Below are 19,093 nucleotides of genomic sequence, written 5' to 3' on the forward strand. Positions count from 1 at the left end.
ACATCCCATATTGAATAGAAATAATCAGCCGGAGGCCGTGATGGACCTGCCCTTTGACGGCGCAATCAGTGCCTTCTTCAAGAACGAGGCCCCTAAAGATATCCGTGCTGCGATCAAGCACGCCAAAAAGCGTGACATTTTATCGCCAAGCTATCCACATTCAGAACGACTTTCCTCCAAAATTTACGACAAGGAAATGGCCCAACTGCAGATCGAGTTGGTCAAATTACAGGCATGGGTCCGCGAAACGGGCACCCGCATTGCCATGGTATTTGAGGGACGCGATGCTGCTGGTAAAGGCGGCACAATCGGGCGCTTTCGGGCAAACCTTAATCCGCGTGCCGCACGTGTGGTGGCCTTGGACAAACCCTCTGACCAAGAACGCGGTGAATGGTACTTTCAGCGGTATATCAAACACTTGCCAACCGATGGTGATATGGTTTTCTTTGACAGATCTTGGTATAATCGCGGCGTTGTCGAGCCTGTATTTGAATTTTGCACGCCTGAGCAGACTGAGCATTTCTTTAAACAGGTGAGCCCGTTTGAGGAGATGTTGGTTGAGGATGGCGTGCATGTCTTTAAGTTTTGGCTGAACGTCTGTCAGCCTGAACAACTGCGCCGGATGCTGGCACGCGAAAGCGATCCGCTCAAGCAATGGAAACTCAGCTCTATCGACGTGCAGGGCCTGTCGAAATGGCAAGCTTACACCAACGCGATCCAAGAAACCCTAGAGCGAACACATACCGACATTGCCCCTTGGACGGTGGTGCGGTCCGACGACAAACGACGCGCGCGGCTGAATACGATCCGCACGGTGCTTCATACCTTTGACTATGATCTCAAAAACGTCCGCGCCATCGGCGAAGTTGAAACGCAGATCTGCGGGGGTCCGGACGTCTGGGATGCCTAAACGCGGATATCATCACGGCAATCTACGCCAAGCACTGGTCGACGCTGCCCTCGAGCTGATTGAGCAGAAGGGCCCAATGGGCTTTACCCTGTCAGAGGCCGCCAAGCAGGCAGGCGTGACCCCTGCGGCTGTTTACCGTCACTTTGAGGGGCGCGATGACCTGATCGCCGAAGCTGCCTTGCAGGGATACGAAATATTCGCGGACTTGATGGATTACGCCTATGCGTCGGGCCAACCCTCAGCGCTCAAAGCTTTTGAGGCAACGGGGCGCGCTTATCTTGCCTTCGCGCGCAAACATCCCGGCCATTACATCGCCATGTTCGAAAGTGGTATCTCCATTAACCGCAGTGCCGCTCTTGCGACGGTGGCCAATCGTGCCAATGGGGTGTTGGAGAAAGCTGCAAGCGACCTCAGCCAACATATCCCGGAGGACAAACGCCCCCCGGCCTCGATGTTTTCTGCGCATATCTGGGCCATGAGCCACGGCGTTGTAGAGCTTTTTGCACGGAATTCGCCCGGTCGTGCGTCGCCCTTCCCGCCTGAGGACCTGCTGGAAAGTGGAATTGGTATCTACTTACGTGGGCTTGGGCTGATTTCACCAGACGAGTGAACATCCCAGCTTGTTGGTCTGCGAGGCCGGGTTTATGCTCCCCACAATCGATCATTCAGAGGTGCAAACGTGGCCAATATATTCTCCAATGCGACGATCACCCGAAAAGACCGGCTTCGTGATCTAAAGGCCCGGGAGCCGGGATATTTCGATCTTGAATTCATCAAGGTGCTGGACCCTGAGGACCGCAGCACCTGCATCGATCTGTTGGATCGCTCAAAGTCGCAACTGCGCCAGGATATTTTTGGGCTCGTACAATCAAAGTTCAAGAAAAACGGCTATTTTCTGGAATTCGGAGCCACTGACGGGGTCGAGTTGAACAACACTTGGTTGATGGAAAATGACTTCGGCTGGAGCGGAATTTTGGCTGAACCAGCGCGCGGTTGGCAGGATGATCTACGCGCCAATCGAACCTGCACAATCGACAGTCGCTGTGTCTGGAAAGCCAGCGGCGAAACGCTTCAATTCACCGAAGCGCCAAGAGGCGAGAATTCGGCAATTAGCAGCTTTGTTGGCAAACGGCGCAGGACGCTGGGAACCGAGTATGATGTCACTACGATTTCACTGAATGATCTGTTGGCGGAGCACGGTGCGCCTAGCCACATTGATTTCGCCTCAATCGATACCGAAGGCAGTGAATTCGATATCCTTGATGCGTTTGATTTTGACCGTTGGTCGTTTGGTGTGATGTGCATTGAGCATAATTACGCGCCGCAGCGTGAGAAATTGCACAGTTTGCTGACGTCCAAGGGGTACCAGCGCGTTCATGAGCATGTCTCACGGTTTGACGATTGGTACATCGCCCCCGCCAAATGAAAAAGGCCGCCCCGGCTAAGGAGCGGCCTTTAAACTGTTTGTCCAATCGGGCGATCAGAAGATGTAGAAATCCTCACTCGATTGCAATTCTGCAAGCGTTACGCCGTTGAACCTAATTGAGTTACCCTGCTGGTCAGTGATGAAAACGGTGCCGTTCACTTCGCGCAGGTGTGTATCAATCAAATCATCGAAATCAGTGATCCGACTTACGTTACGCAGATCAATACGGTCGGATGAACCCGGTGTAATTTCAAAGTCTTGAATGCTGTCGATACCCCATCCGTCCACGAAAAAGAACGTATCACGTCCAGTGCCGCCACGCAGGACATCGTCACCGTCTCCGCCATTCAACAGGTCATTGCTGCCTTCGCCGCTCAGGGTGTCGTCCCCATCGGTGCCAAACAGGCGGTCGTTGCCAAAGCCGCCATTCAAACGGTCGTTATCAGAGCCGCCATTCAGCAGGTCATCATCACCACCGCCGACAACCCGGTCCCGGCCAACACCGCCATAAAGCGTGTCGTTGCCAAAGCCACCGTTGACTGTGTCCATGCCGGCATCACCGCGGATTGTATCCTCGCCGAATTGCCCAAAGAGCGAGTCATTGCCCAAGCCACCGATCATGCTGTCTTCGCCGCGACCGGCCAGCGAAAGATCATCACCATCGCCGCCATTGATCAAATCATCGCCGTTATCGCCGTAAATCTCGTCATTGTCGTTATTGCCTTGCAGCGTGTCATTGCCACCACCGCCATATAGTGTGTCATCGCCTGTGCCGCCGTCAATCGAGTCGGCACCGCCCACTACATTGCTGGTCGTCGACACGGCATCGCCGTAAATCTCGTCATCACCGGCACGGCCAAAGATAATGTCATCGCCGCCAAAAACGTCATCCGCGGCACTTACGATTTGTGCGTCACCGAAAATAATGTCTCTTGCATCGCTGCCTGTCAGCGTGTCATCGCCGCCCTGAATGGTGCTCCCGCCCGTGGTTTGGAAAACATCGCCGAAAATCTCGTTCACGCCAGTGGTCGAAGACACAGTTGAGATATTAATAACGTCATTGCCACCATTTACGACGGCGTTCGTCACGAAATAGGCATCGCCCGAAACAGATACATATTGGTCCTGTGACCAATCACCGATAAACGTGATGCTATCGGCACCACCGTTCAACGTAGCGTTTTCAATTTGGTTAACATCTCCGTCGACGACATCTGCGGTCACCGTGAATGTGTCATTGCCGCCCGTCAGCGTTCCTGAAGAGAGAATTCTCACATCGCCGATAAGCTCCGAGTTATCCGCACCAATTCCCGTAAACGTGTCATTGCCTGCAACACCAGAAGCGACACTATAGCCGTCACCCGAAATGCCGATTGCAGAAGTCGCGCTGTTGCGGATGGTGTCGTTGCCATCAAGAACTGCCTGCCAGAAGGCCTGTGTAGATGCTTCACCTGGACCGTACCTCAGTTCGTCGAAGCTAATCGAAACACCGGTTACAAAGATGTCGGAATACCCATTTTGAGCACCCAAATCGAAGCGAAATGCGGTGAACGTACCCGCTGTTGGGACAACACTGCCGTTGACCGCAAGGCCTGTAGCATCGCCCAAAACGCGACTGCCGTCAGTTGTTCGCCAGAATAGACGATTCCCCGACGCAGCAAGGATGGGATTTGTGAAATCAGCCGCACCGGCGGGATAGATTGAATAACCACTGTCGGATTGTTGAAAATTAACTACGGCCATGGCAGGGCCTCCTATTTATATAAACACTTGATATGTAGCAACAAAGGCACCGCGAGCGGCGCTCTGGCAAATGCTAAACGCACCGATCATATATGGCAACTTTTAATAAGTTAAAGGGTGGCCAGCCATTTATTGGCCAGCCACCCGTCATACGTGAAATGGTATAGAAATTAGCGCTTAGAGAATTGGAAGCTCTTACGCGCCTTGGCCTTACCGTATTTCTTACGCTCAACCACACGGCTGTCGCGGGTCAGGAAGCCGGCGGCTTTCAGCGCACCGCGCAAGCTGGGATCATAAAGCTGCAGCGCTTTGGACACGCCGTGCTTAACCGCACCAGCTTGACCAGAGAGGCCGCCACCTTTGACCGTGGCAACCACGTCAAATTGGCCGTCGGTGCCTGTGATCGTGAAAGGCTGTGCCAAGATCATCTGCAAAACAGGGCGCGCAAAATATTCGTTCTGCGGCTTGCCGTTTACAGTGACCTTGCCGGAACCCGGCTTGATCCAGACGCGTGCGACGGCGTCTTTACGTTTGCCTGTGGCGTATGAACGGCCAAGGTCATCGCGAAGAGGTTCGCGCGGGGTCAATTCAACTTCTGGAGTTGCGGCAACGCCTGCAACTTCTGCGAGGTCTTCGAGTGTGTTGATTTCGTCAGCCATGCTCATGCACTCCGCGTGTTTTTGGCGTTCATGGATTTTACATCCAGAACTTCGGGCTCTTGTGCCTCATGGGGGTGATCTGCGCCTGCATAGACGCGCAGGTTGGTCATGATCTGACGGCTCAGGCGGTTGCCAGGCAACATGCGCTTGACCGCTTGGGTCACGATACGCTCAGGGTGCGCGCCTTCAAGGATCTGTGCCTTGGTCCGCTCTTTGATCCCGCCGGGATGGCCCGTGTGCCAGTAGAAGTTTTCTTCGCGCTTCTTGCCGGTCATCTGAATTTTCTCGGCATTGATTACGATGACGTTGTCGCCGCAATCCATATGAGGTGTGAAAGACGGCTTATGCTTGCCGCGCAGCCGCGTGGCGATGATCGAAGCAAGACGGCCCAGCACGACGCCTTCAGCGTCGACGATGATCCATTTCTTGTCGATATCTGCCGGTGTTGCAGAGTAGGTTTTCATGGACGGTATTCCCGTTAAATTAGTCATAAGTTGATCGCAGACCAACGCCCGCGTCTGATGAGCGGGTTATAAACCAGCGCCACACCGCGTCAAGCGTCACCCTCTGATAAAAAACATTCAAAAACATAGGCTTACAAATAAGGTATTATGTTACCCCAATTCTCAGACACCTATTTCTTCGGGTGGACTATCAAGCAGAGCGCGCAATCGCACCATCGCTTGTTCAAATGACGTCAATCCAACCATCGCATTAACAGCCAGCCTCACCGCATGAGGCACCCGGCCATCCCGGGCTGCAAATTCTTCGGCGGACCTTATTTGGACGCCCACCGCATCGGCGGCCTGACAGAAAGCCCCAGCGCGCCAACCGATAGGCAGTTTCAGCCACATAAAAGGCACCTCAGCATTCACCGACAGATCGTAACCCGACAGGACACGCTGCGCGCAAGCCAGATAGGTCGCATAAATGTCGCGTGCTGAGAGTGTCATCTCGTGCACGGCTGGATCGGCCAGCAACAACGCCGCCATGTCGGTCAATGGCGTCGCCAGGCCAAAAAAGCCGTGCTCTGCTGCACGCCGCAGATCGGCGGTGCGGTTTTCCGCAGCAATAGCAAAGCCCAAGCGCAGCGCCGGTGTCAGCGTTTTAGCGATGGACGACACGTACCACCCCCGCTCTGGGGCCAGCATTCGGTAAGTCGGGGCCCGCGTGGCTCCCATCCGGTAACAATCGTCTTCGATGATTTGCATCCCGGTCTTGCGCGCCACAGCAACAATTTGTTTGCGCCGGGCCAGCGAAGTAAAGACCACCGTAGGGTTGTGGACCTCGGGAGAGGTACAAAGCACCTGCGCACCATGCGTTAAAGCCGCTTCTTCAAGTGCCTCAGGAATAATACCGTCAGAATCCATTGGCACCGGGACGACCTCAGCGCGCAACAACTCTGCGGCGCGACGAAAGCCGGGATAGGCCAGCTCTTCAATTAATATGAACGGTTTGCGCCCCGTTAGGATTGCCTGAAATGTAAGCCCAATCCCACTTTGGCCACCATGTGTCAGTACGATATCTTGCTCCACCAAAGGCCCAAGTGGGGTGCCGGCCAACCACTGCACCGCGGCCTCGCGCGCGGGCCTTTGTGCCGCGCGAGACGGATAATGCATGAGGCCAGACGGCGGATCTTGCGCGACCTGCATCATCGCCCGGCGGACCAACTCTGGCTGACCTATATTGGGCAAGCTCGGCGAGAACAGGTTAACCCGGTAGGTTTCCTTTGGGCCGTTATGCGGCGAAACATCTATTTCTAGAAGCCCATCAGCCGGTCGGGCCTGATGCGACGCCACAAATGTCCCGCGACCCACTTCAGCGTTCAGCACCCCTTCATCCGTCAAGATTGTGTAAGCCCGCGCGACGGTCCCCGGCGTCATCTTGAGGTGCCAGCCCAACTCGCGCACTGGCGGCAATCTATCACCGGGCCCAAGCTCTCCGGCTTCAATCGCGCTGCGGATCGCCGCAACAACCGATTTATACTTGGGCTTGATCCCCTCGAGAATCTCGGGCCGCCAAATTGTATCCATTACAATGTTTCCATAGCGCTAGGGGCATTCATATTGTATCATTTATTCATGGCCTAACCGCCACATTGTGTCAATACAATTTATTCAAAGGAGCTTCCCCATGACACACGCAATGACCCTCTCGAACGAGAGCCTGACCGTTCTACAAAACAACCGCAGCTTGCCACTTTTGGCAATTCTTGCTGTGCGATTTGCGGTCTGCGTGACGACATGGGCGACCCGTCGCCGCACCAGAAAAGCCCTTGCTCAATTGGAGTCCTGGCAACTGCGCGATGTGGGACTGACACCGGGCCAGGCCAGTACAGAGGTCTCTCGTGTGTTCTGGCAGATGTAGCACCCTGTGGCATCTGACAGACCTCTTTACTTGGGCCGGGATATTCCCCGGCCCTTTTTTCAGGCTCAGGGCCTTGCAGGTGGAATAGCATAGGTCAACGTCGCGCGCGCCACAGGATCTTGCATCCCTTCAGAGCGGATCATGACATCCGTCACCGATAGAAGTTTCCCAAGTTTCAAAATCTTGGCCTCGGCGATCAGGTCAACACCTGGAGCCGGTTTGCGCATAAAATCAATTGAACAATTTGTCGTCACGGCCAACGCTTGCGGGCCGATCATCGCGAGCGTGGCAAGGTAGGCCGACACATCCGCCAGAGCAAACATCGTTGGACCAGATACCGTGCCACCAGGGCGCAAGTGGCGTTCCTCCACAGCGAGCCGCACGGTGATTTCATTCACGGCGACGGTTTGGATCGCATATTCATGCGCGACCTGCGGGAACGCTTCAAGCATGAAAGCGTTTAACTTAACCTTATCCAGTTTAATCTCAGATTTACTCACCATGCTTGTCCTCGCTTGCATCCCTGCCCTAGAGTTGGGCCAAGCAGCCGCGGAGGACAAGATGGCAATTCTGAACCTGACACAAGATGGTGCGGTCGCGCATCTTGAGATGAACGCGCCTGAGCGGTTGAACGCCCTGTCCGATGAGATGATCGCGGCGCTTCACGCGGAGCTTGATGCGTTGGCACAGACCCCCGATTGCCGCGTCGTTATTCTATCAGGTGCAGGCAAAGCATTTTGCGCCGGCCACGATCTGCGACAAATGCAAGCGATGCGTAAGGCCTCTGATGCGGGGGCCGCTGAGTTTAAGGATCTGTTTGACCGGTGCACCGCGTTGATGGCGCGCATTCAGTCCCTGCCCCAGCCCGTGATCGCCCAAGTTCATGGCATCGCGACGGCGGCTGGTTGCCAACTGGTCGCGACCTGCGATCTGGCGGTCGCGGCGTCTGACACTCGTTTTGGCGTAAACGGCGTCAACATTGGCCTGTTTTGCTCTACGCCGATGGTCGCGCTCACCCGCAACATCGCAGCGAAGAAAGCGTTTGAGATGCTGGTTACGGGCGATTTCATCACCGCAGAGCGCGCGCAGGATTATGGGCTGATCAACCGCGTCGCCCCACTCGAGTCCCTGCAATCAGAGACGTCTGCCTTTGCCCAACAGATCGCTGGCAAATTGGGAAGTGCTGTTCGGATCGGCAAGCGCGCCTTTTATGACCAAATTGCGTTATCCACCCCTGACGCCTACGCACACACAGGCCGCGTTATGGTAGAAAATTTGGCTAATACTGATACCCACGAGGGAATGCAGGCCTTTATTGAGAAACGAAACCCGAAGTGGACGCAGTGATTGTTTCCAAAAGCTTGGTTAATTGTTGCAAAAATAGCGTCTATCAAATTGGGCAGCAATGTGGCATCAATAAGTTGAGGCCAGCGCGCCCCAGATGATTTTGGGTCGCCGTAGGCGGAAGGTCCCTCCAAGTCAGCTCTCACTGACTGATCTTTCCCGCAACGGCGACCCCAAAACTCCCCCCTCTTTCATCAACCCGTCGTAACGAGTTTTATGCGGCTTTTGGTTGCGCGGGCACACGCCCTGCCCTACATCGCGGGCATGACACAAACACTCCACATCATCGGCGGCGGCATGGCCGGTTCAGAAGCGGCTTGGCAAGCGGCTCACCTTGGCATTCAGGTTGTTATCCACGAGATGCGCCCGACGGTTGAAACCTTCGCGCATCAAACAGGACTGCTGGGGGAAATGGTGTGCTCCAACTCATTCCGCTCAGATGATGATGAGCAAAACGCCGTGGGCTTGTTGCATTGGGAAATGCGCGCAGCGAATGGCCTGATCATGGCCACAGCAGATAAACACCGCCTGCCCGCTGGTGGTGCCCTGGCCGTGGACCGAGATTCGTTTGCGCAATCGGTGACCGACGCGTTGATGGCACATCCGAATATTTCTGTTGAATACGGTGAGATTACGGAGCTGCCATCGGATGGCATGTGGATCGTGGCCACCGGGCCGCTGACATCTGGCGCGTTGGGACGGGCGATTGCGGCGCAAACCGGCGCGGATGCATTGGCATTTTTCGACGCAATTGCGCCGATCGTTTACCACGATAGCATCGACATGAGCCGCGCATGGATGCAGTCGCGCTATGACAAAGGCGAAACCGAAGAAGAACGCACCGCCTATCTTAATTGCCCAATGGACCGCGCCCAATACGAAGACTTCATCGATGCATTGCTGGCCGCTGAAAAAACTGAATTCCACGAAGGCGAAACTGCGACTTATTTTGATGGGTGTCTGCCGATTGAAGTGATGGCAGAGCGTGGCCGTGAAACCCTGCGCTTTGGCCCGATGAAACCTGTTGGTCTTACCAATCCGCACCAACCCGAGGTCAAAGCTTATGCCGTGGTGCAGCTGCGCCGCGATAACGCCCTGGGCACGCTCTATAACATCGTAGGTTTCCAAACCAAGATGAAGTACGGCGCGCAAACGGAAGTTTTCAAACGCATTCCCGGACTGGAAAACGCCAACTTTGCGCGACTTGGTGGGATCCACCGCAATACGTTTATGAATTCCCCGACCCTTCTGGACGGACAAATGCGCCTGCGCGCAGCGCCGCATATCCGGTTCGCCGGTCAGATAACGGGTGTTGAAGGCTATGTTGAGAGTGCCGCAATGGGCATGCTTGCCGGACGGTTGGCTGCTGCAGAAATCCTAGGTCAGGCATTAGAAACACCACCCAACACCACAGCAACCGGCGCGCTGATCACCCATATCTCTGGCGGTGCCGAAGCGAAGACGTTTCAGCCCATGAACGTCAACTTTGGGTTGTTTCCGCCAGTTGAAGGCCTCAAATCGGGCCGTCGAGGCCGTAAAGACCGCTACAAAGCGTATACGGACCGTGCCAAACTTGAATGGCAAGACTGGCTCGCGTCTTAGCACTGGACACGCGAGGTTAAGCCTTTAACTTAGCCGCGATGAACCACAATTTCCTAGACAAAGCATATGCTGCGCGCGACGCGGACAGTACGCGCGCCCTGTATGACGACTGGTCAAGCAGCTACGATGCCGAAATCGGCGAAATCGGGTATGCCACCCCGGATCGTTGCGCGGCCGCACTTGCTGAATTCATGCCCGATAAAGGTGCACCCATCCTAGATGTTGGCTGCGGCACCGGATTATCGGGCGCGGCGCTCAAGCATGCCGGGTTTACGGTGATCGACGGTGTCGATGTTTCTGCTGACATGCTGGCGCTCGCCAAACAGAAAAACGTCTACCGGACACTGACCCAAATCGAAGCTGACACGCCGCTCTCGCACACGCCCGGTACCTATGCCGCGATCAGCGCCGTTGGCGTTGTTGGCGCAGGTGGGGCCCCCACAACCCTGTTTGATATGCTAATGCAAAGCCTTGGCCCCGGCGGCAAGCTGGTGTTTTCTTTGAATGATCACGCGCTTTCGGACTCTGCGAATGAAGCGCGCGTAATGGAATGGACCGACTGTGCCGCAGCTGCCTTGCTGTTTCGCGAACATGGCGACCATTTACCGGGCATTGATTTAAAATCAAACGTTTACGTGCTCGAAAAACGGTGAGCTTTGTTACGCGGTTCGCTCCGTCGCCGACTGGGCCCCTACATTTAGGACATGCATACTCTGCGCTCTTGGCCCATGACATGGCGCGAGCGGCACGTGGTCAGTTCCTGTTGCGAATTGAGGATATCGATCAATCGCGCGCCCGCCCGAAATGGGAAGCGCAGATTTACGATGATCTCGCATGGCTGGGTTTAAGTTGGCCGCAGCCGGTTATGCGCCAATCTGACCGACAGCCCGCTTATCTCGCTGCCCTTGATCGCTTAAAGGCATCCGGCCTGATCTATGCTTGCACCTGCAATCGCCTTGACATTGCTCAAGCCGCAAATGCCCCACAAGAAGGTGTGCCGCCTGTTATTGGCCCCGATGGGGTTGTCTACCCCGGAACTTGCCGAAACAAGGGGTTAACGGACGGCGCTTGGCGGCTGAACATGGCCGCGGCCCTTCAGGTTTTGGGGGATACCCCGCTGAGCTTTACAGAGACCGGCGCAGGACCCGAAGGCCAAACGGGAGAGATCACGTTGTCCACTCAAGATGCTCTTAGGGGCATTGGCGATGTTGTTCTGGCGCGGCGAGACATGGGTACGTCTTATCATCTGTCTGTTGTACTGGATGACGCGGCGCAAGGAGTAACACATGTAGTTCGCGGGCAGGATCTATTTGAAGCCACATATATTCACGTTATTTTGCAACGCCTTACGGTACTTTCCTCACCCACATATCACCACCACGCTCTAATCCGAGACGACACCGGCAAACGATTGGCCAAACGAGATGATGCACGGGCCATCGCGACCTACCGGCGCGACGGCATGAAGCCGCAAGATATTCGGCACCTGTTAGGTTTGTAGTTACTGCGGCAGACTGCGCCACGGTTTTGGCATGATGACCCAGCGTTCGTTCACAAACACCAAACCATCAAACGCAAGCCCCAGCGTTTCGCCCTTGGTCACGAATTTAAACCGCACAATCGGAACATCTGCACGAAAATACTGCAGCACGTCTTTGTAGCCGCCGGGGAATTCACGCAGCACCGCTTGCCTTTCGGCCAGTTGACGGGTTGTTCCATATGCCATCAGAACTTCGTTGTGATCAGGTTTCGGGCCAAAGGTAGTACCGGGCCCAAAAGACTCGCCATAGGTTTTCACCAGCGCGCTGGCCAGAGGTTCGGCATAGACAAAACGGATATCTTCGGGCGTGGGTAATAGCGCTTGGGTCAGCGCGTTGCGGTCCGTGCCGGGCTCATAGAACTTCATCAAAAGTGCGCGCGCCTCGGCTTCGGATCCTGGGACATCGGCAGTGTGTTTTGCGCTGCCACCGACCAACGCCAACAGTGTTGTATTTGGACTTGCAGCACATGCGCGGTCCAAATTCCCCAACAGAGTCGTGTTATTTTGTCGATCTACCGGTCTGATATCATTGGTGTTTGCGGCCAAAAATCCAAACGTCCAAGCAGCCGCCATCATCCGGTCCGCATCGCTTGCGTCCATCAGAACTTCCCCACAGGTTTGTCTGGGATCAAATCCGCCTTCTTGCGCGAGCGCAGACGTGCCCAATGTGGCGGCGAACACCGCCGCGCCAACAATCCTAATCCTCATCCCAATTCCCCATCTTTGAATAATGCCCGTGGAGCGTAGCGCAATTTGTCCACAGCGCAAAATTGATCAGGTCATTGGGCTTTGGGTGATTGTTTCGCCCTCGGCCGTGACAACGGTATAAAAACAGCTGCGGCGCCCCGTATGACAGGCAGGACCGCTTTGCGTGACCTGCATCAAAAGGCAATCGCGGTCACAATCCACACGCAGCTCAACCAGCTGCTGTACATGGCCCGACGTCGCCCCCTTGGCCCAAAATTCTTGACGTGAACGGCTCCAGTAGGTGACCTTGCCACTGGCAAGCGTTCGAGTCAGGCTTTCGGCATTCATCCAAGCCATCATCAAAACTTCGCCAGAAACATGATCCTGCGCGATTGCGGGTATCAGGCCCGCGTCGTTGTATTTAAGTGTTTGTGGGTCGAAACTCATTTAGCATCAGCCTCTCTGGCGTAAAAGTTTTTGCATACCGCGCGCGCACGCTTATGTAGGAACATACGCGACAAAGGAACAGTCATGTCGGACGGAACAGACCTGATCAAACTCTACTCAGCCCGAATATTGGCTTTGGCGGCGGATATTCCACATTTGGGCCGGTTGGAGACCCCGCATGCCAGTGTGACGCGCCGTTCACCCCTGTGTGGATCGACCGTTACGGTGGATGTCGTCGTTAACAACGGCAAACTCGAAGCGCTGGGACAAGACGTCAAAGCCTGCGCCTTGGGCCAAGCGGCTGCATCCGTTGCAGCGGCCGCCGCGATTGGCGCGACGTATCAACAGCTTGTGCAAGCCCGAGATCAGTTGCGTGCCATGCTGAAGGCTCAAGGGCCTGTTCCTGATGCACCATTTGACGGTTTTGAGGTGCTAACACCCGCCGTTGAATATAAAAACCGCCACGCGTCTATCCTGCTGAGTATTGAAGCGATGGTTGAGGCCATGGAACAAGCGACGGCTCCCGCCTCCTAATCCACTTTGTTGAAACTAAAAAAAACGCCGCACATCCGGGACAGGATGGCGGCGCAAGAGAAGCGGACCTCATGGGGACCCGGGCTGGCTGTCGTCTAGGGAGATCCTAGATGTGTCTTAGATAGGCAAATCCAAACACCGCATCTAATGGGGATAGATGCGCGACAGACCCGGCATGAGAGCGCAGGCAGAAATCAGGCAAGTCCGGGCATATGCAGCGCCACAACCAGCATTACAACCAACGCGGCGGCTCCGGCCGCGTCTTGCAACAACGTGTCTTGCGAGCGTGTTGCGATGGTCTTCAAAGTGCTGAGCAGTGTCATGTGCGTCTCCCGTTCTTGTTGCTCCTTTGGTCTCATTTTATGAGCGCGCTGTAAAGAACTTTTTAAGAACATTTGTGAACTAAGTGGAACACCATCGACTCGAAAATGCTTAACCGACTGATATTAAAGGAATAGCTTCGTCTTGCCGCATCAACCACAAAAGCAGCCGTGCGGACCGGCCCCGCATCGTTTCCAATTTGGGATCATCTGCCAGTAGTTTTCTCGCGTCAGATTGCGCCACAGCCATCAACCCTGCTTGCCGCTCTAGGTCAGCCACACGAAAGCGCGGAACGCCAGATTGTGCCGTGCCAATCAGATCTCCTGTGCCGCGCATTTTCAGGTCGGTCTCAGCGATGACAAAGCCGTCTTCTGTCTCGCGCAGCACCTCAAGCCGTTGACGGCCTGTTTCAGACAACGGCGCCTGATACATCAGCAAACAGGTCGACGCCGCGGTTCCCCGCCCAACACGCCCCCGCAATTGGTGCAGCTGTGCGAGGCCAAAGCTCTCGGCGCGTTCAATCACCATGATCGACGCATTTGGCACGTCCACCCCGACCTCGATCACCGTTGTGGCCACCAGCACCTTGGTCTGCGCAGTCTGGAAGGCGGCCATCGCGGCGTCTTTGTCGGCAGGCGGCATCTGGCCATGGACCAACCCCACAACACCTTCGCCCAAAGCAGCGCGCAAACGTTCAAACCGCGCCTCGGCCGCGATCAGATCGCTAACTTCGCTTTCCTCTACCAGCGGGCAAACCCAATAACATTGCCGCCCTTCCGCAATCGCCGCACGAAGGCGGTCGATAACCTCATCTATCCGCTCTGTGCTGATCAGGGCGGTGCGGATCGGCTGGCGCCCCGGAGGCTTTTCATCCAGCACCGACACATCCATATCCCCATATTGCGCCAGTGCCAGACTGCGCGGGATTGGCGTGGCAGTCATTACCAGCACATCCGCGAGCCGTCCTTTTTTGCCCAACTCCAACCGCTGGCGCACACCAAAGCGGTGTTGTTCATCCACCACTGCAAGGCGGAGGTCCTGAAAAACCACCGTCTCTTGGAAGACCGCATGGGTGCCCACTAGGATTTGAATATCGCCGCGTTCAAGAGCGGCGAGTTTGGCCTGTCGCTCGGCCCCTTTGTCGCGCCCCGTCAGGATTTCCAACACCACGCCCGCATCTTCGGCCAATGGCCTCAGGCCTTGCAAATGTTGACGCGCAAGAATTTCCGTGGGGGCCATCAGGACGCCCTGCCCGCCCGCTTCAACCGCTGCCAGGAGAGCCATGAACGCGACAAGCGTTTTGCCAGAGCCCACGTCGCCTTGCAGCAGTCGGTTCATGCGCAGGTCAGTCGCCATATCGGCGGTGATTTCGCCAATTGCGCGGGTCTGCGCACCCGTCGGTTTATACGGCAACGCAGCAAGCACACGTTTGCGCAGGTGGCCCTCGCCTTTGCTGGAGCGCCCCTTTTTGCGCCGCTCTGACGCCCGTGCAAGCGCAAGGGTCAGCTGATGCGCAAGCAATTCATCATAGGCAAGGCGCTCGCGTGCAGGGGCTGTTGCGGCCAGATCTTCCAAAGACTTTGGGTCATGCGCCTGAACAACGGCATCCGAAAAACTGGGCCAGTTCGCTTGTTTTTTCTGTTCAGGATCAATCCATTCGTCCATCTCTGGCACACGAGACAACGCAGCACGCGTGGCCTTGTACATGAGCTTTTGTGTAACTCCGCCAGTGAGTGGATAAACCGGTTCAAAGCTCGGAATCGTGTCCGCTTCCGCCTCTGGCACCGCAAAATCGGGGTGTACCATCTGGGCTGTTCCGTCAAACATCTCGACCCGCCCTGACACGATGCGGCGACTGCCTTCAGGCAACTGTCGTTTCCAAAAATCGCCACGTGCATGGAAAAACACCAGCTGAAAACTGGTCTGAGCGTCTTCGACATGAATACGGTAAGCCCCGCTCTTTGTAGGCGCGGCACGGTGGGGCCCTACCGTCACCGCTACGGTCAAGGTCGCGGGAAGCACCGCATCCTTAACGCTGTCTTGAAGGTGGCGATCGATGCCAGAATAGGGCAGCGTAAACAGTAAATCGCGCGGAGCTTGCACCCCGAGATGCGCCAGCAATAGCGACGTTTTTGGGCCAATGCCCTCCAACGTTTCCAACCCTGAGAACAACGGAAACAGCGGTTCAGGACGGGTGCTCATGCGCCGTCGATCAAGGAGAGCCAACCGTCCTCGTCCAGCGTTTCGATCCCCAGTTCAGCGGCTTTTTTTGCCTTGGAGCCGGCGCCGGGACCGGCCACCAATATATCCGTCTTGGCGCTGACCGATCCTGACACTTTGGCGCCTAACCGCTCTGCACGGGCTTTTGCCTCGGCGCGTGTCATTTTTTCCAACGTTCCGGTAAAGACTACCGTTTTGCCGGCGACGGGCGATCCATTGGTGTCCGCGCGGATTGCAGGCTGCACATCAAGTTCAGCCACAAGGCGCTTTATCGATGCGTGCTCTGCTTCTTGCGCAAACGCCCCGACCAACGATCCGGCCATGACCGCCCCCATGCCGTCAATTCCAACGAGGTCTTCCCATGTGGGGCCCTCCAAATCGCGTGCCTCCTCCATCGCCTGATCTAGCGCGTCCCATGTGCCGTAATGCAAAGCAACCATCGCCGACGCGGCTTCCCCAACGTGGCGGATCCCCAGACCAAAAAGAAGCCGGGCGAGTGGGATATTACGTTTGTCGTCAATGGCCTGAAACAACGCACTGGCGGATTTTTCGCCCCACCCTTCCCGGTTTTTCAGCTGTAGCATGCCGGTGCCATAGCGTGTCTGCAGCGTGAAAATATCAGCAGGCTCGGCGATCCAACCATCAAGATAGAATTGCTCCACCTGCTTTGCCCCAAGCCCGTCGATGTCAAAAGCCGCGCGAGACACAAAATGTTTCATTTTCTCAACCGCTTGGGCTGGACAGATCAATCCCCCTGAGCAACGACGCACCGCATCTCCGGGCTCGCGCGGCGCATCGCTTTGACACTCTGGACAGGTTTGCGGGAACTCAAAAGGCTGCGCCGAGTCTGGCCGGCGCGTCAGATCAACATCAGCGACTTTGGGGATGACGTCCCCGGCCCGGTATACTTGGACAAAATCGCCAACGCGTACGTCCTTTCCGCCGCGGATTTCGCCGCCCTTGCTGTCGAGCCCGGCAATGTAGTCCTCGTTGTGCAGCGTCGCGTTTGATACGACGACGCCCCCAACAGTAACGGGCTTTAACCGTGCAACGGGGCTTAAAGCGCCAGTGCGACCGACCTGAATGTCTATGCCTTCGAGAGTCGTCCAGGCAAGTTCGGCGGGAAATTTATGTGCAATTGCCCAACGCGGCGTAGTGGACCGGAAGCCAAGCCGCTCCTGAAGCGCCAAATCGTTCAATTTGTAGACAACACCGTCGATGTCATAGCCCAGAGCCGACCGCGCCGTTTGGATCTTGGCGTAGTGATCAACCATTTCTTGCGGGGATTGGCAGAGCTTTGTGAGTTCATTCGTTGCAAAGCCAAGCGCTGCAAGTCGCTCAATGGCACCCGATTGTGTTTCCGCGAGCGGCGACGACAAACTGCCCCACGCATATGCAAAAAACCTCAAAGGGCGCGATTTGGTAATCTGTGCATCGAGTTGGCGCAAAGATCCTGCCGCGGCATTTCGCGGATTGGCGAAGGTCTTGCCGCCCCTAGCTTCTTGCCTCATATTCAGTGCCTCAAAATCCGCGTGGCTCATGTAAACTTCACCTCGAACTTCCAGCAAGTTTGGTGCATTTTCCAACGTTTTGGGAATATCTTCGATGGTAAATGCATTCGCGGTTACGTTTTCGCCGACCGACCCGTCGCCGCGAGTGGCCGCCTGAACCAAGACGCCATCCTCGTAACGCAACGACAAAGAAAGGCCGTCAATTTTAGGCTCCGCCGTATATGTCAGCGGTACATCTGCACCCATGCCGAGGTACTTTCGAATACTGCTGTCGAATTCAGTCACATCTGCATCGTCAAAGGCATTTGCGAGCGACAACATTGAAACGCTATGGGTGATCTTGCCAAACCCAGATGCAGGCGCCGCGCCAACTTGATCGGAAGCGCTGTCCCGGCGTTTGAGGTCTGGAAACTGCTGCTCGAGGGCTGCGTTGCGACGTTTGAGCTTGTCAAAATCGGCATCCGACAACTCCGGCGCGTCTAGCTTGTGATAAGCCGCATTCGCATCGGCCAAAATTAATGCCAAACGCGCAAGCTCAGTCTTTGCCGCCTCGCGGGTCATGGTTTGGATGTCGCTGTCTATTTCAGATGTCAAAAAACCTGCCCCGGAATTGCCGTTCCACCTTAACGTGATAGGCGGCAGTCCAAAGCAGGTCTAGCAGGTTTTACTCAAATTGCGCTTGCTTAAGGTTTAGGCACTGACGGCCATGCTTAGTTCTGCGGGTTCGGGATCACGGAGCACATATCCACGGCCCCAGACGGTTTCGATGTAGTTCTCGCCACCTGTCGCTACGCTAAGTTTTTTGCGCAGTTTGCAGATAAACACGTCAATGATCTTTAGCTCAGGCTCGTCCATGCCGCCGTATAGGTGGTTTAGGAACATCTCTTTAGTCAATGTCGTACCTTTACGCAGGCTCAACAACTCCAACATCTGATATTCTTTGCCCGTCAAGTGGACCGATTTGCTGTCAACGCTGACCGTCTTGGCATCAAGGTTGACGGAAATCTGACCTGTCTCAATCATGGACTGTGAATGACCCTTTGATCGACGGATGATGGCATGGATCCGCGCGACCAGCTCTTCGCGGTGGAATGGTTTCGTTAAGTAGTCATCCGCCCCAAACCCAAAGCCCTTGATCTTGTTTTCAGTATCATCGGCCCCCGAGAGGATCAGGATCGGTGTTTCAATACGGCTAAGACGCAACTGGCGTAGCACTTCGTGACCGTTCATATCCGGCAAATCGAGGTCGAGGAGGATCAAATCGTAATCATATAGCTTTGCCAGATCGATCCCTTCTTCTCCCAAATCTGTCGCGTATACGTTTAGGTTTGCATGAGTGAGCATCAATTCGATGCTCTTGGACGTCGTCGGATCGTCTTCGACTAGCAGGACACGCATTCTGTTTCTCCACATCAGCACAGGTTAACTTCTCCCGTTAACCGTGAACTTAAAAGGTTAACTACCCTTTAAAAGTGATAACATGAGTAACCGAACAACCTAAAGTTGTCTATATTTTTGAACCGATGTTGCTTTTAATGCGCCTTCGCCATGCTCAGTGACCGCCCGGACCCATTCTAAGAATTCATCTTCGCTGATTTGGTACCGTTCCAACGCCTCTGATTGCGTCATCAAACCGTAGACAACGCCGCGAACGACCGCCGCTTTGCGCGATGCAACCCATCGCCGTGTCTTTACCGATGGCAGGTCTGCCTGCGTCATCACCGACCCGTTGGCCAAGGTCACCGACCTGGGCCCATCCACTCTTTTCAAATACATTTTCTC

At 55.4% G+C, this 19,093-nt stretch carries 21 protein-coding genes; 9 read left to right on the forward strand and 12 right to left on the reverse strand.

What is annotated here, in order from left to right; all coding sequences use genetic code 11:
- Nucleotides 1-40: 40 nt before the first annotated feature.
- From ppk2 to C1J03_RS12760, 3 genes are all read left to right on the forward strand, one after another.
- Nucleotides 41-910, forward strand: a complete 870-nt coding sequence (gene ppk2 / locus C1J03_RS12750) for a polyphosphate kinase 2 (protein ID WP_114886945.1) — start codon at nt 41-43, stop codon at nt 908-910.
- Complete coding sequence (locus tag C1J03_RS12755; protein WP_114886946.1) at nt 903-1,520, forward strand: TetR/AcrR family transcriptional regulator; 618 nt, start codon at nt 903-905, stop codon at nt 1,518-1,520. Before ppk2 ends, C1J03_RS12755 begins: the two co-directional genes overlap by 8 nt.
- Nucleotides 1,521-1,589: 69 nt before the next feature.
- The gene (locus C1J03_RS12760; protein ID WP_114886947.1) at nt 1,590-2,336 is read left to right on the forward strand and encodes an FkbM family methyltransferase; all 747 of its coding nucleotides are present in this window, start codon (nt 1,590-1,592) and stop codon (nt 2,334-2,336) included.
- Between the two features lie 54 nt (nt 2,337-2,390).
- On the opposite strand, the gene C1J03_RS12765 is transcribed toward C1J03_RS12760, so the two are convergent.
- The 4 genes from C1J03_RS12765 to C1J03_RS12780 all read right to left on the reverse strand — a co-directional run bounded on the left by C1J03_RS12765 (nt 2,391) and on the right by C1J03_RS12780 (nt 6,771).
- A complete protein-coding gene (locus tag C1J03_RS12765) occupies nt 2,391-4,079 on the reverse strand; it encodes a calcium-binding protein (RefSeq protein WP_114886948.1) in 1,689 nt (562 codons plus the stop codon).
- 170 nt (nt 4,080-4,249) lie between these two features.
- Nucleotides 4,250-4,738 carry a 30S ribosomal protein S9 gene (rpsI, locus tag C1J03_RS12770; protein WP_114888987.1) on the reverse strand — a complete coding sequence of 163 codons (489 nt, stop codon included), beginning with the start codon at nt 4,736-4,738 and terminating at the stop codon, nt 4,250-4,252.
- Between the two features lie 2 nt (nt 4,739-4,740).
- Nucleotides 4,741-5,202, reverse strand: a complete 462-nt coding sequence (rplM, locus tag C1J03_RS12775; protein ID WP_114886949.1) for a 50S ribosomal protein L13 — start codon at nt 5,200-5,202, stop codon at nt 4,741-4,743.
- A 162-nt stretch (nt 5,203-5,364) separates the two neighbouring features.
- Nucleotides 5,365-6,771, reverse strand: coding sequence for an aminotransferase-like domain-containing protein (locus tag C1J03_RS12780; RefSeq protein WP_114886950.1), 1,407 nt, complete (start codon nt 6,769-6,771; stop codon nt 5,365-5,367).
- A 100-nt stretch (nt 6,772-6,871) separates the two neighbouring features.
- Here C1J03_RS12780 and C1J03_RS12785 point away from each other — a divergent pair, with 100 nt between their 5' ends.
- Nucleotides 6,872-7,105 carry a DUF1127 domain-containing protein gene (locus tag C1J03_RS12785; RefSeq protein WP_114886951.1) on the forward strand — a complete coding sequence of 78 codons (234 nt, stop codon included), beginning with the start codon at nt 6,872-6,874 and terminating at the stop codon, nt 7,103-7,105.
- Nucleotides 7,106-7,170: 65 nt separating this feature from the next.
- On the opposite strand, the gene C1J03_RS12790 is transcribed toward C1J03_RS12785, so the two are convergent.
- Nucleotides 7,171-7,608, reverse strand: coding sequence for a PaaI family thioesterase (locus tag C1J03_RS12790; protein ID WP_114886952.1), 438 nt, complete (start codon nt 7,606-7,608; stop codon nt 7,171-7,173).
- Between C1J03_RS12790 and C1J03_RS12795 the strand changes: the two genes are divergently transcribed.
- The 4 genes from C1J03_RS12795 to gluQRS all read left to right on the forward strand — a co-directional run bounded on the left by C1J03_RS12795 (nt 7,607) and on the right by gluQRS (nt 11,552).
- Entirely contained in the window at nt 7,607-8,452 is an 846-nt protein-coding gene (locus C1J03_RS12795) for an enoyl-CoA hydratase (protein ID WP_302661599.1), read from the forward strand. The genes C1J03_RS12790 and C1J03_RS12795 overlap by 2 nt on opposite strands.
- Nucleotides 8,453-8,713: 261 nt before the next feature.
- Nucleotides 8,714-10,051 carry a methylenetetrahydrofolate--tRNA-(uracil(54)-C(5))-methyltransferase (FADH(2)-oxidizing) TrmFO gene (gene trmFO / locus C1J03_RS12800; RefSeq protein WP_114888989.1) on the forward strand — a complete coding sequence of 446 codons (1,338 nt, stop codon included), beginning with the start codon at nt 8,714-8,716 and terminating at the stop codon, nt 10,049-10,051.
- 38 nt (nt 10,052-10,089) lie between these two features.
- Nucleotides 10,090-10,704 carry a class I SAM-dependent DNA methyltransferase gene (locus C1J03_RS12805; protein ID WP_114886953.1) on the forward strand — a complete coding sequence of 205 codons (615 nt, stop codon included), beginning with the start codon at nt 10,090-10,092 and terminating at the stop codon, nt 10,702-10,704.
- Nucleotides 10,701-11,552, forward strand: a complete 852-nt coding sequence (gluQRS, locus tag C1J03_RS12810) for a tRNA glutamyl-Q(34) synthetase GluQRS (RefSeq protein ID WP_114886954.1) — start codon at nt 10,701-10,703, stop codon at nt 11,550-11,552. The genes C1J03_RS12805 and gluQRS overlap by 4 nt, the downstream gene beginning before the upstream one ends.
- On the opposite strand, the gene C1J03_RS12815 is transcribed toward gluQRS, so the two are convergent.
- Both C1J03_RS12815 and hisI read right to left on the reverse strand, forming a co-directional pair.
- Nucleotides 11,553-12,299: a hypothetical protein gene (locus C1J03_RS12815; RefSeq protein WP_114886955.1), complete on the reverse strand. Its 747-nt coding sequence runs from the start codon at nt 12,297-12,299 to the stop codon at nt 11,553-11,555.
- Nucleotides 12,300-12,365: 66 nt separating this feature from the next.
- Entirely contained in the window at nt 12,366-12,725 is a 360-nt protein-coding gene (gene hisI, locus C1J03_RS12820; RefSeq protein ID WP_114886956.1) for a phosphoribosyl-AMP cyclohydrolase, read from the reverse strand.
- Nucleotides 12,726-12,809: 84 nt separating this feature from the next.
- Between hisI and C1J03_RS12825 the strand changes: the two genes are divergently transcribed.
- Complete coding sequence (locus C1J03_RS12825; RefSeq protein WP_114886957.1) at nt 12,810-13,259, forward strand: iron-sulfur cluster assembly scaffold protein; 450 nt, start codon at nt 12,810-12,812, stop codon at nt 13,257-13,259.
- 194 nt (nt 13,260-13,453) lie between these two features.
- On the opposite strand, the gene C1J03_RS25960 is transcribed toward C1J03_RS12825, so the two are convergent.
- From C1J03_RS25960 to sciP, 5 genes are all read right to left on the reverse strand, one after another.
- A complete protein-coding gene (locus C1J03_RS25960; RefSeq protein ID WP_302661631.1) occupies nt 13,454-13,582 on the reverse strand; it encodes a hypothetical protein in 129 nt (42 codons plus the stop codon).
- 109 nt (nt 13,583-13,691) lie between these two features.
- Nucleotides 13,692-15,782, reverse strand: a complete 2,091-nt coding sequence (recG, locus tag C1J03_RS12830; protein WP_114886958.1) for an ATP-dependent DNA helicase RecG — start codon at nt 15,780-15,782, stop codon at nt 13,692-13,694.
- Nucleotides 15,779-17,872 (reverse strand): NAD-dependent DNA ligase LigA, encoded by a 2,094-nt coding sequence (gene ligA / locus C1J03_RS12835; RefSeq protein ID WP_114888990.1) that lies wholly within the window; start codon nt 17,870-17,872, stop codon nt 15,779-15,781. Before ligA ends, recG begins: the two co-directional genes overlap by 4 nt.
- Nucleotides 17,873-18,001: 129 nt before the next feature.
- On the reverse strand, nt 18,002-18,709 hold the full coding sequence (gene ctrA, locus C1J03_RS12840; protein ID WP_114886959.1) for a response regulator transcription factor CtrA: 708 nt from the start codon (nt 18,707-18,709) through the stop codon (nt 18,002-18,004).
- A gap of 99 nt (nt 18,710-18,808) precedes the next feature.
- Entirely contained in the window at nt 18,809-19,087 is a 279-nt protein-coding gene (sciP, locus tag C1J03_RS12845; RefSeq protein ID WP_114886960.1) for a CtrA inhibitor SciP, read from the reverse strand.
- Nucleotides 19,088-19,093 lie beyond the last annotated feature (6 nt).

The sequence above is a fragment of the Sulfitobacter sp. SK012 genome (assembly GCF_003352085.1).
Classification (GTDB): Bacteria; Pseudomonadota; Alphaproteobacteria; order Rhodobacterales; family Rhodobacteraceae; genus Sulfitobacter.

What these genes read in the sequence shown, in the direction of transcription:
- ppk2 (WP_114886945.1), top strand. Translation starts at nt 41, where the DNA reads ATGGACCTGCCCTTTGACGGCGCAATCAGTGCCTTCTTCAAGAACGAG.
- C1J03_RS12755 (WP_114886946.1), top strand. Translation starts at nt 903, where the DNA reads ATGCCTAAACGCGGATATCATCACGGCAATCTACGCCAAGCACTGGTC.
- C1J03_RS12765 (WP_114886948.1), bottom strand. Translation starts at nt 4,079, where the DNA reads ATGGCCGTAGTTAATTTTCAACAATCCGACAGTGGTTATTCAATCTAT.
- rpsI (WP_114888987.1), bottom strand. Translation starts at nt 4,738, where the DNA reads ATGGCTGACGAAATCAACACACTCGAAGACCTCGCAGAAGTTGCAGGC.
- rplM (WP_114886949.1), bottom strand. Translation starts at nt 5,202, where the DNA reads ATGAAAACCTACTCTGCAACACCGGCAGATATCGACAAGAAATGGATC.
- C1J03_RS12780 (WP_114886950.1), bottom strand. Translation starts at nt 6,771, where the DNA reads ATGGATACAATTTGGCGGCCCGAGATTCTCGAGGGGATCAAGCCCAAG.
- C1J03_RS12785 (WP_114886951.1), top strand. Translation starts at nt 6,872, where the DNA reads ATGACACACGCAATGACCCTCTCGAACGAGAGCCTGACCGTTCTACAA.
- C1J03_RS12795 (WP_302661599.1), top strand. Translation starts at nt 7,607, where the DNA reads ATGCTTGTCCTCGCTTGCATCCCTGCCCTAGAGTTGGGCCAAGCAGCC.
- C1J03_RS12790 (WP_114886952.1), bottom strand. Translation starts at nt 7,608, where the DNA reads ATGGTGAGTAAATCTGAGATTAAACTGGATAAGGTTAAGTTAAACGCT.
- trmFO (WP_114888989.1), top strand. Translation starts at nt 8,714, where the DNA reads ATGACACAAACACTCCACATCATCGGCGGCGGCATGGCCGGTTCAGAA.
- C1J03_RS12805 (WP_114886953.1), top strand. Translation starts at nt 10,090, where the DNA reads ATGAACCACAATTTCCTAGACAAAGCATATGCTGCGCGCGACGCGGAC.
- C1J03_RS12815 (WP_114886955.1), bottom strand. Translation starts at nt 12,299, where the DNA reads ATGAGGATTAGGATTGTTGGCGCGGCGGTGTTCGCCGCCACATTGGGC.
- hisI (WP_114886956.1), bottom strand. Translation starts at nt 12,725, where the DNA reads ATGAGTTTCGACCCACAAACACTTAAATACAACGACGCGGGCCTGATA.
- C1J03_RS12825 (WP_114886957.1), top strand. Translation starts at nt 12,810, where the DNA reads ATGTCGGACGGAACAGACCTGATCAAACTCTACTCAGCCCGAATATTG.
- C1J03_RS25960 (WP_302661631.1), bottom strand. Translation starts at nt 13,582, where the DNA reads ATGACACTGCTCAGCACTTTGAAGACCATCGCAACACGCTCGCAAGAC.
- recG (WP_114886958.1), bottom strand. Translation starts at nt 15,782, where the DNA reads ATGAGCACCCGTCCTGAACCGCTGTTTCCGTTGTTCTCAGGGTTGGAA.
- ligA (WP_114888990.1), bottom strand. Translation starts at nt 17,872, where the DNA reads ATGACCCGCGAGGCGGCAAAGACTGAGCTTGCGCGTTTGGCATTAATT.
- ctrA (WP_114886959.1), bottom strand. Translation starts at nt 18,709, where the DNA reads ATGCGTGTCCTGCTAGTCGAAGACGATCCGACGACGTCCAAGAGCATC.
- sciP (WP_114886960.1), bottom strand. Translation starts at nt 19,087, where the DNA reads ATGTATTTGAAAAGAGTGGATGGGCCCAGGTCGGTGACCTTGGCCAAC.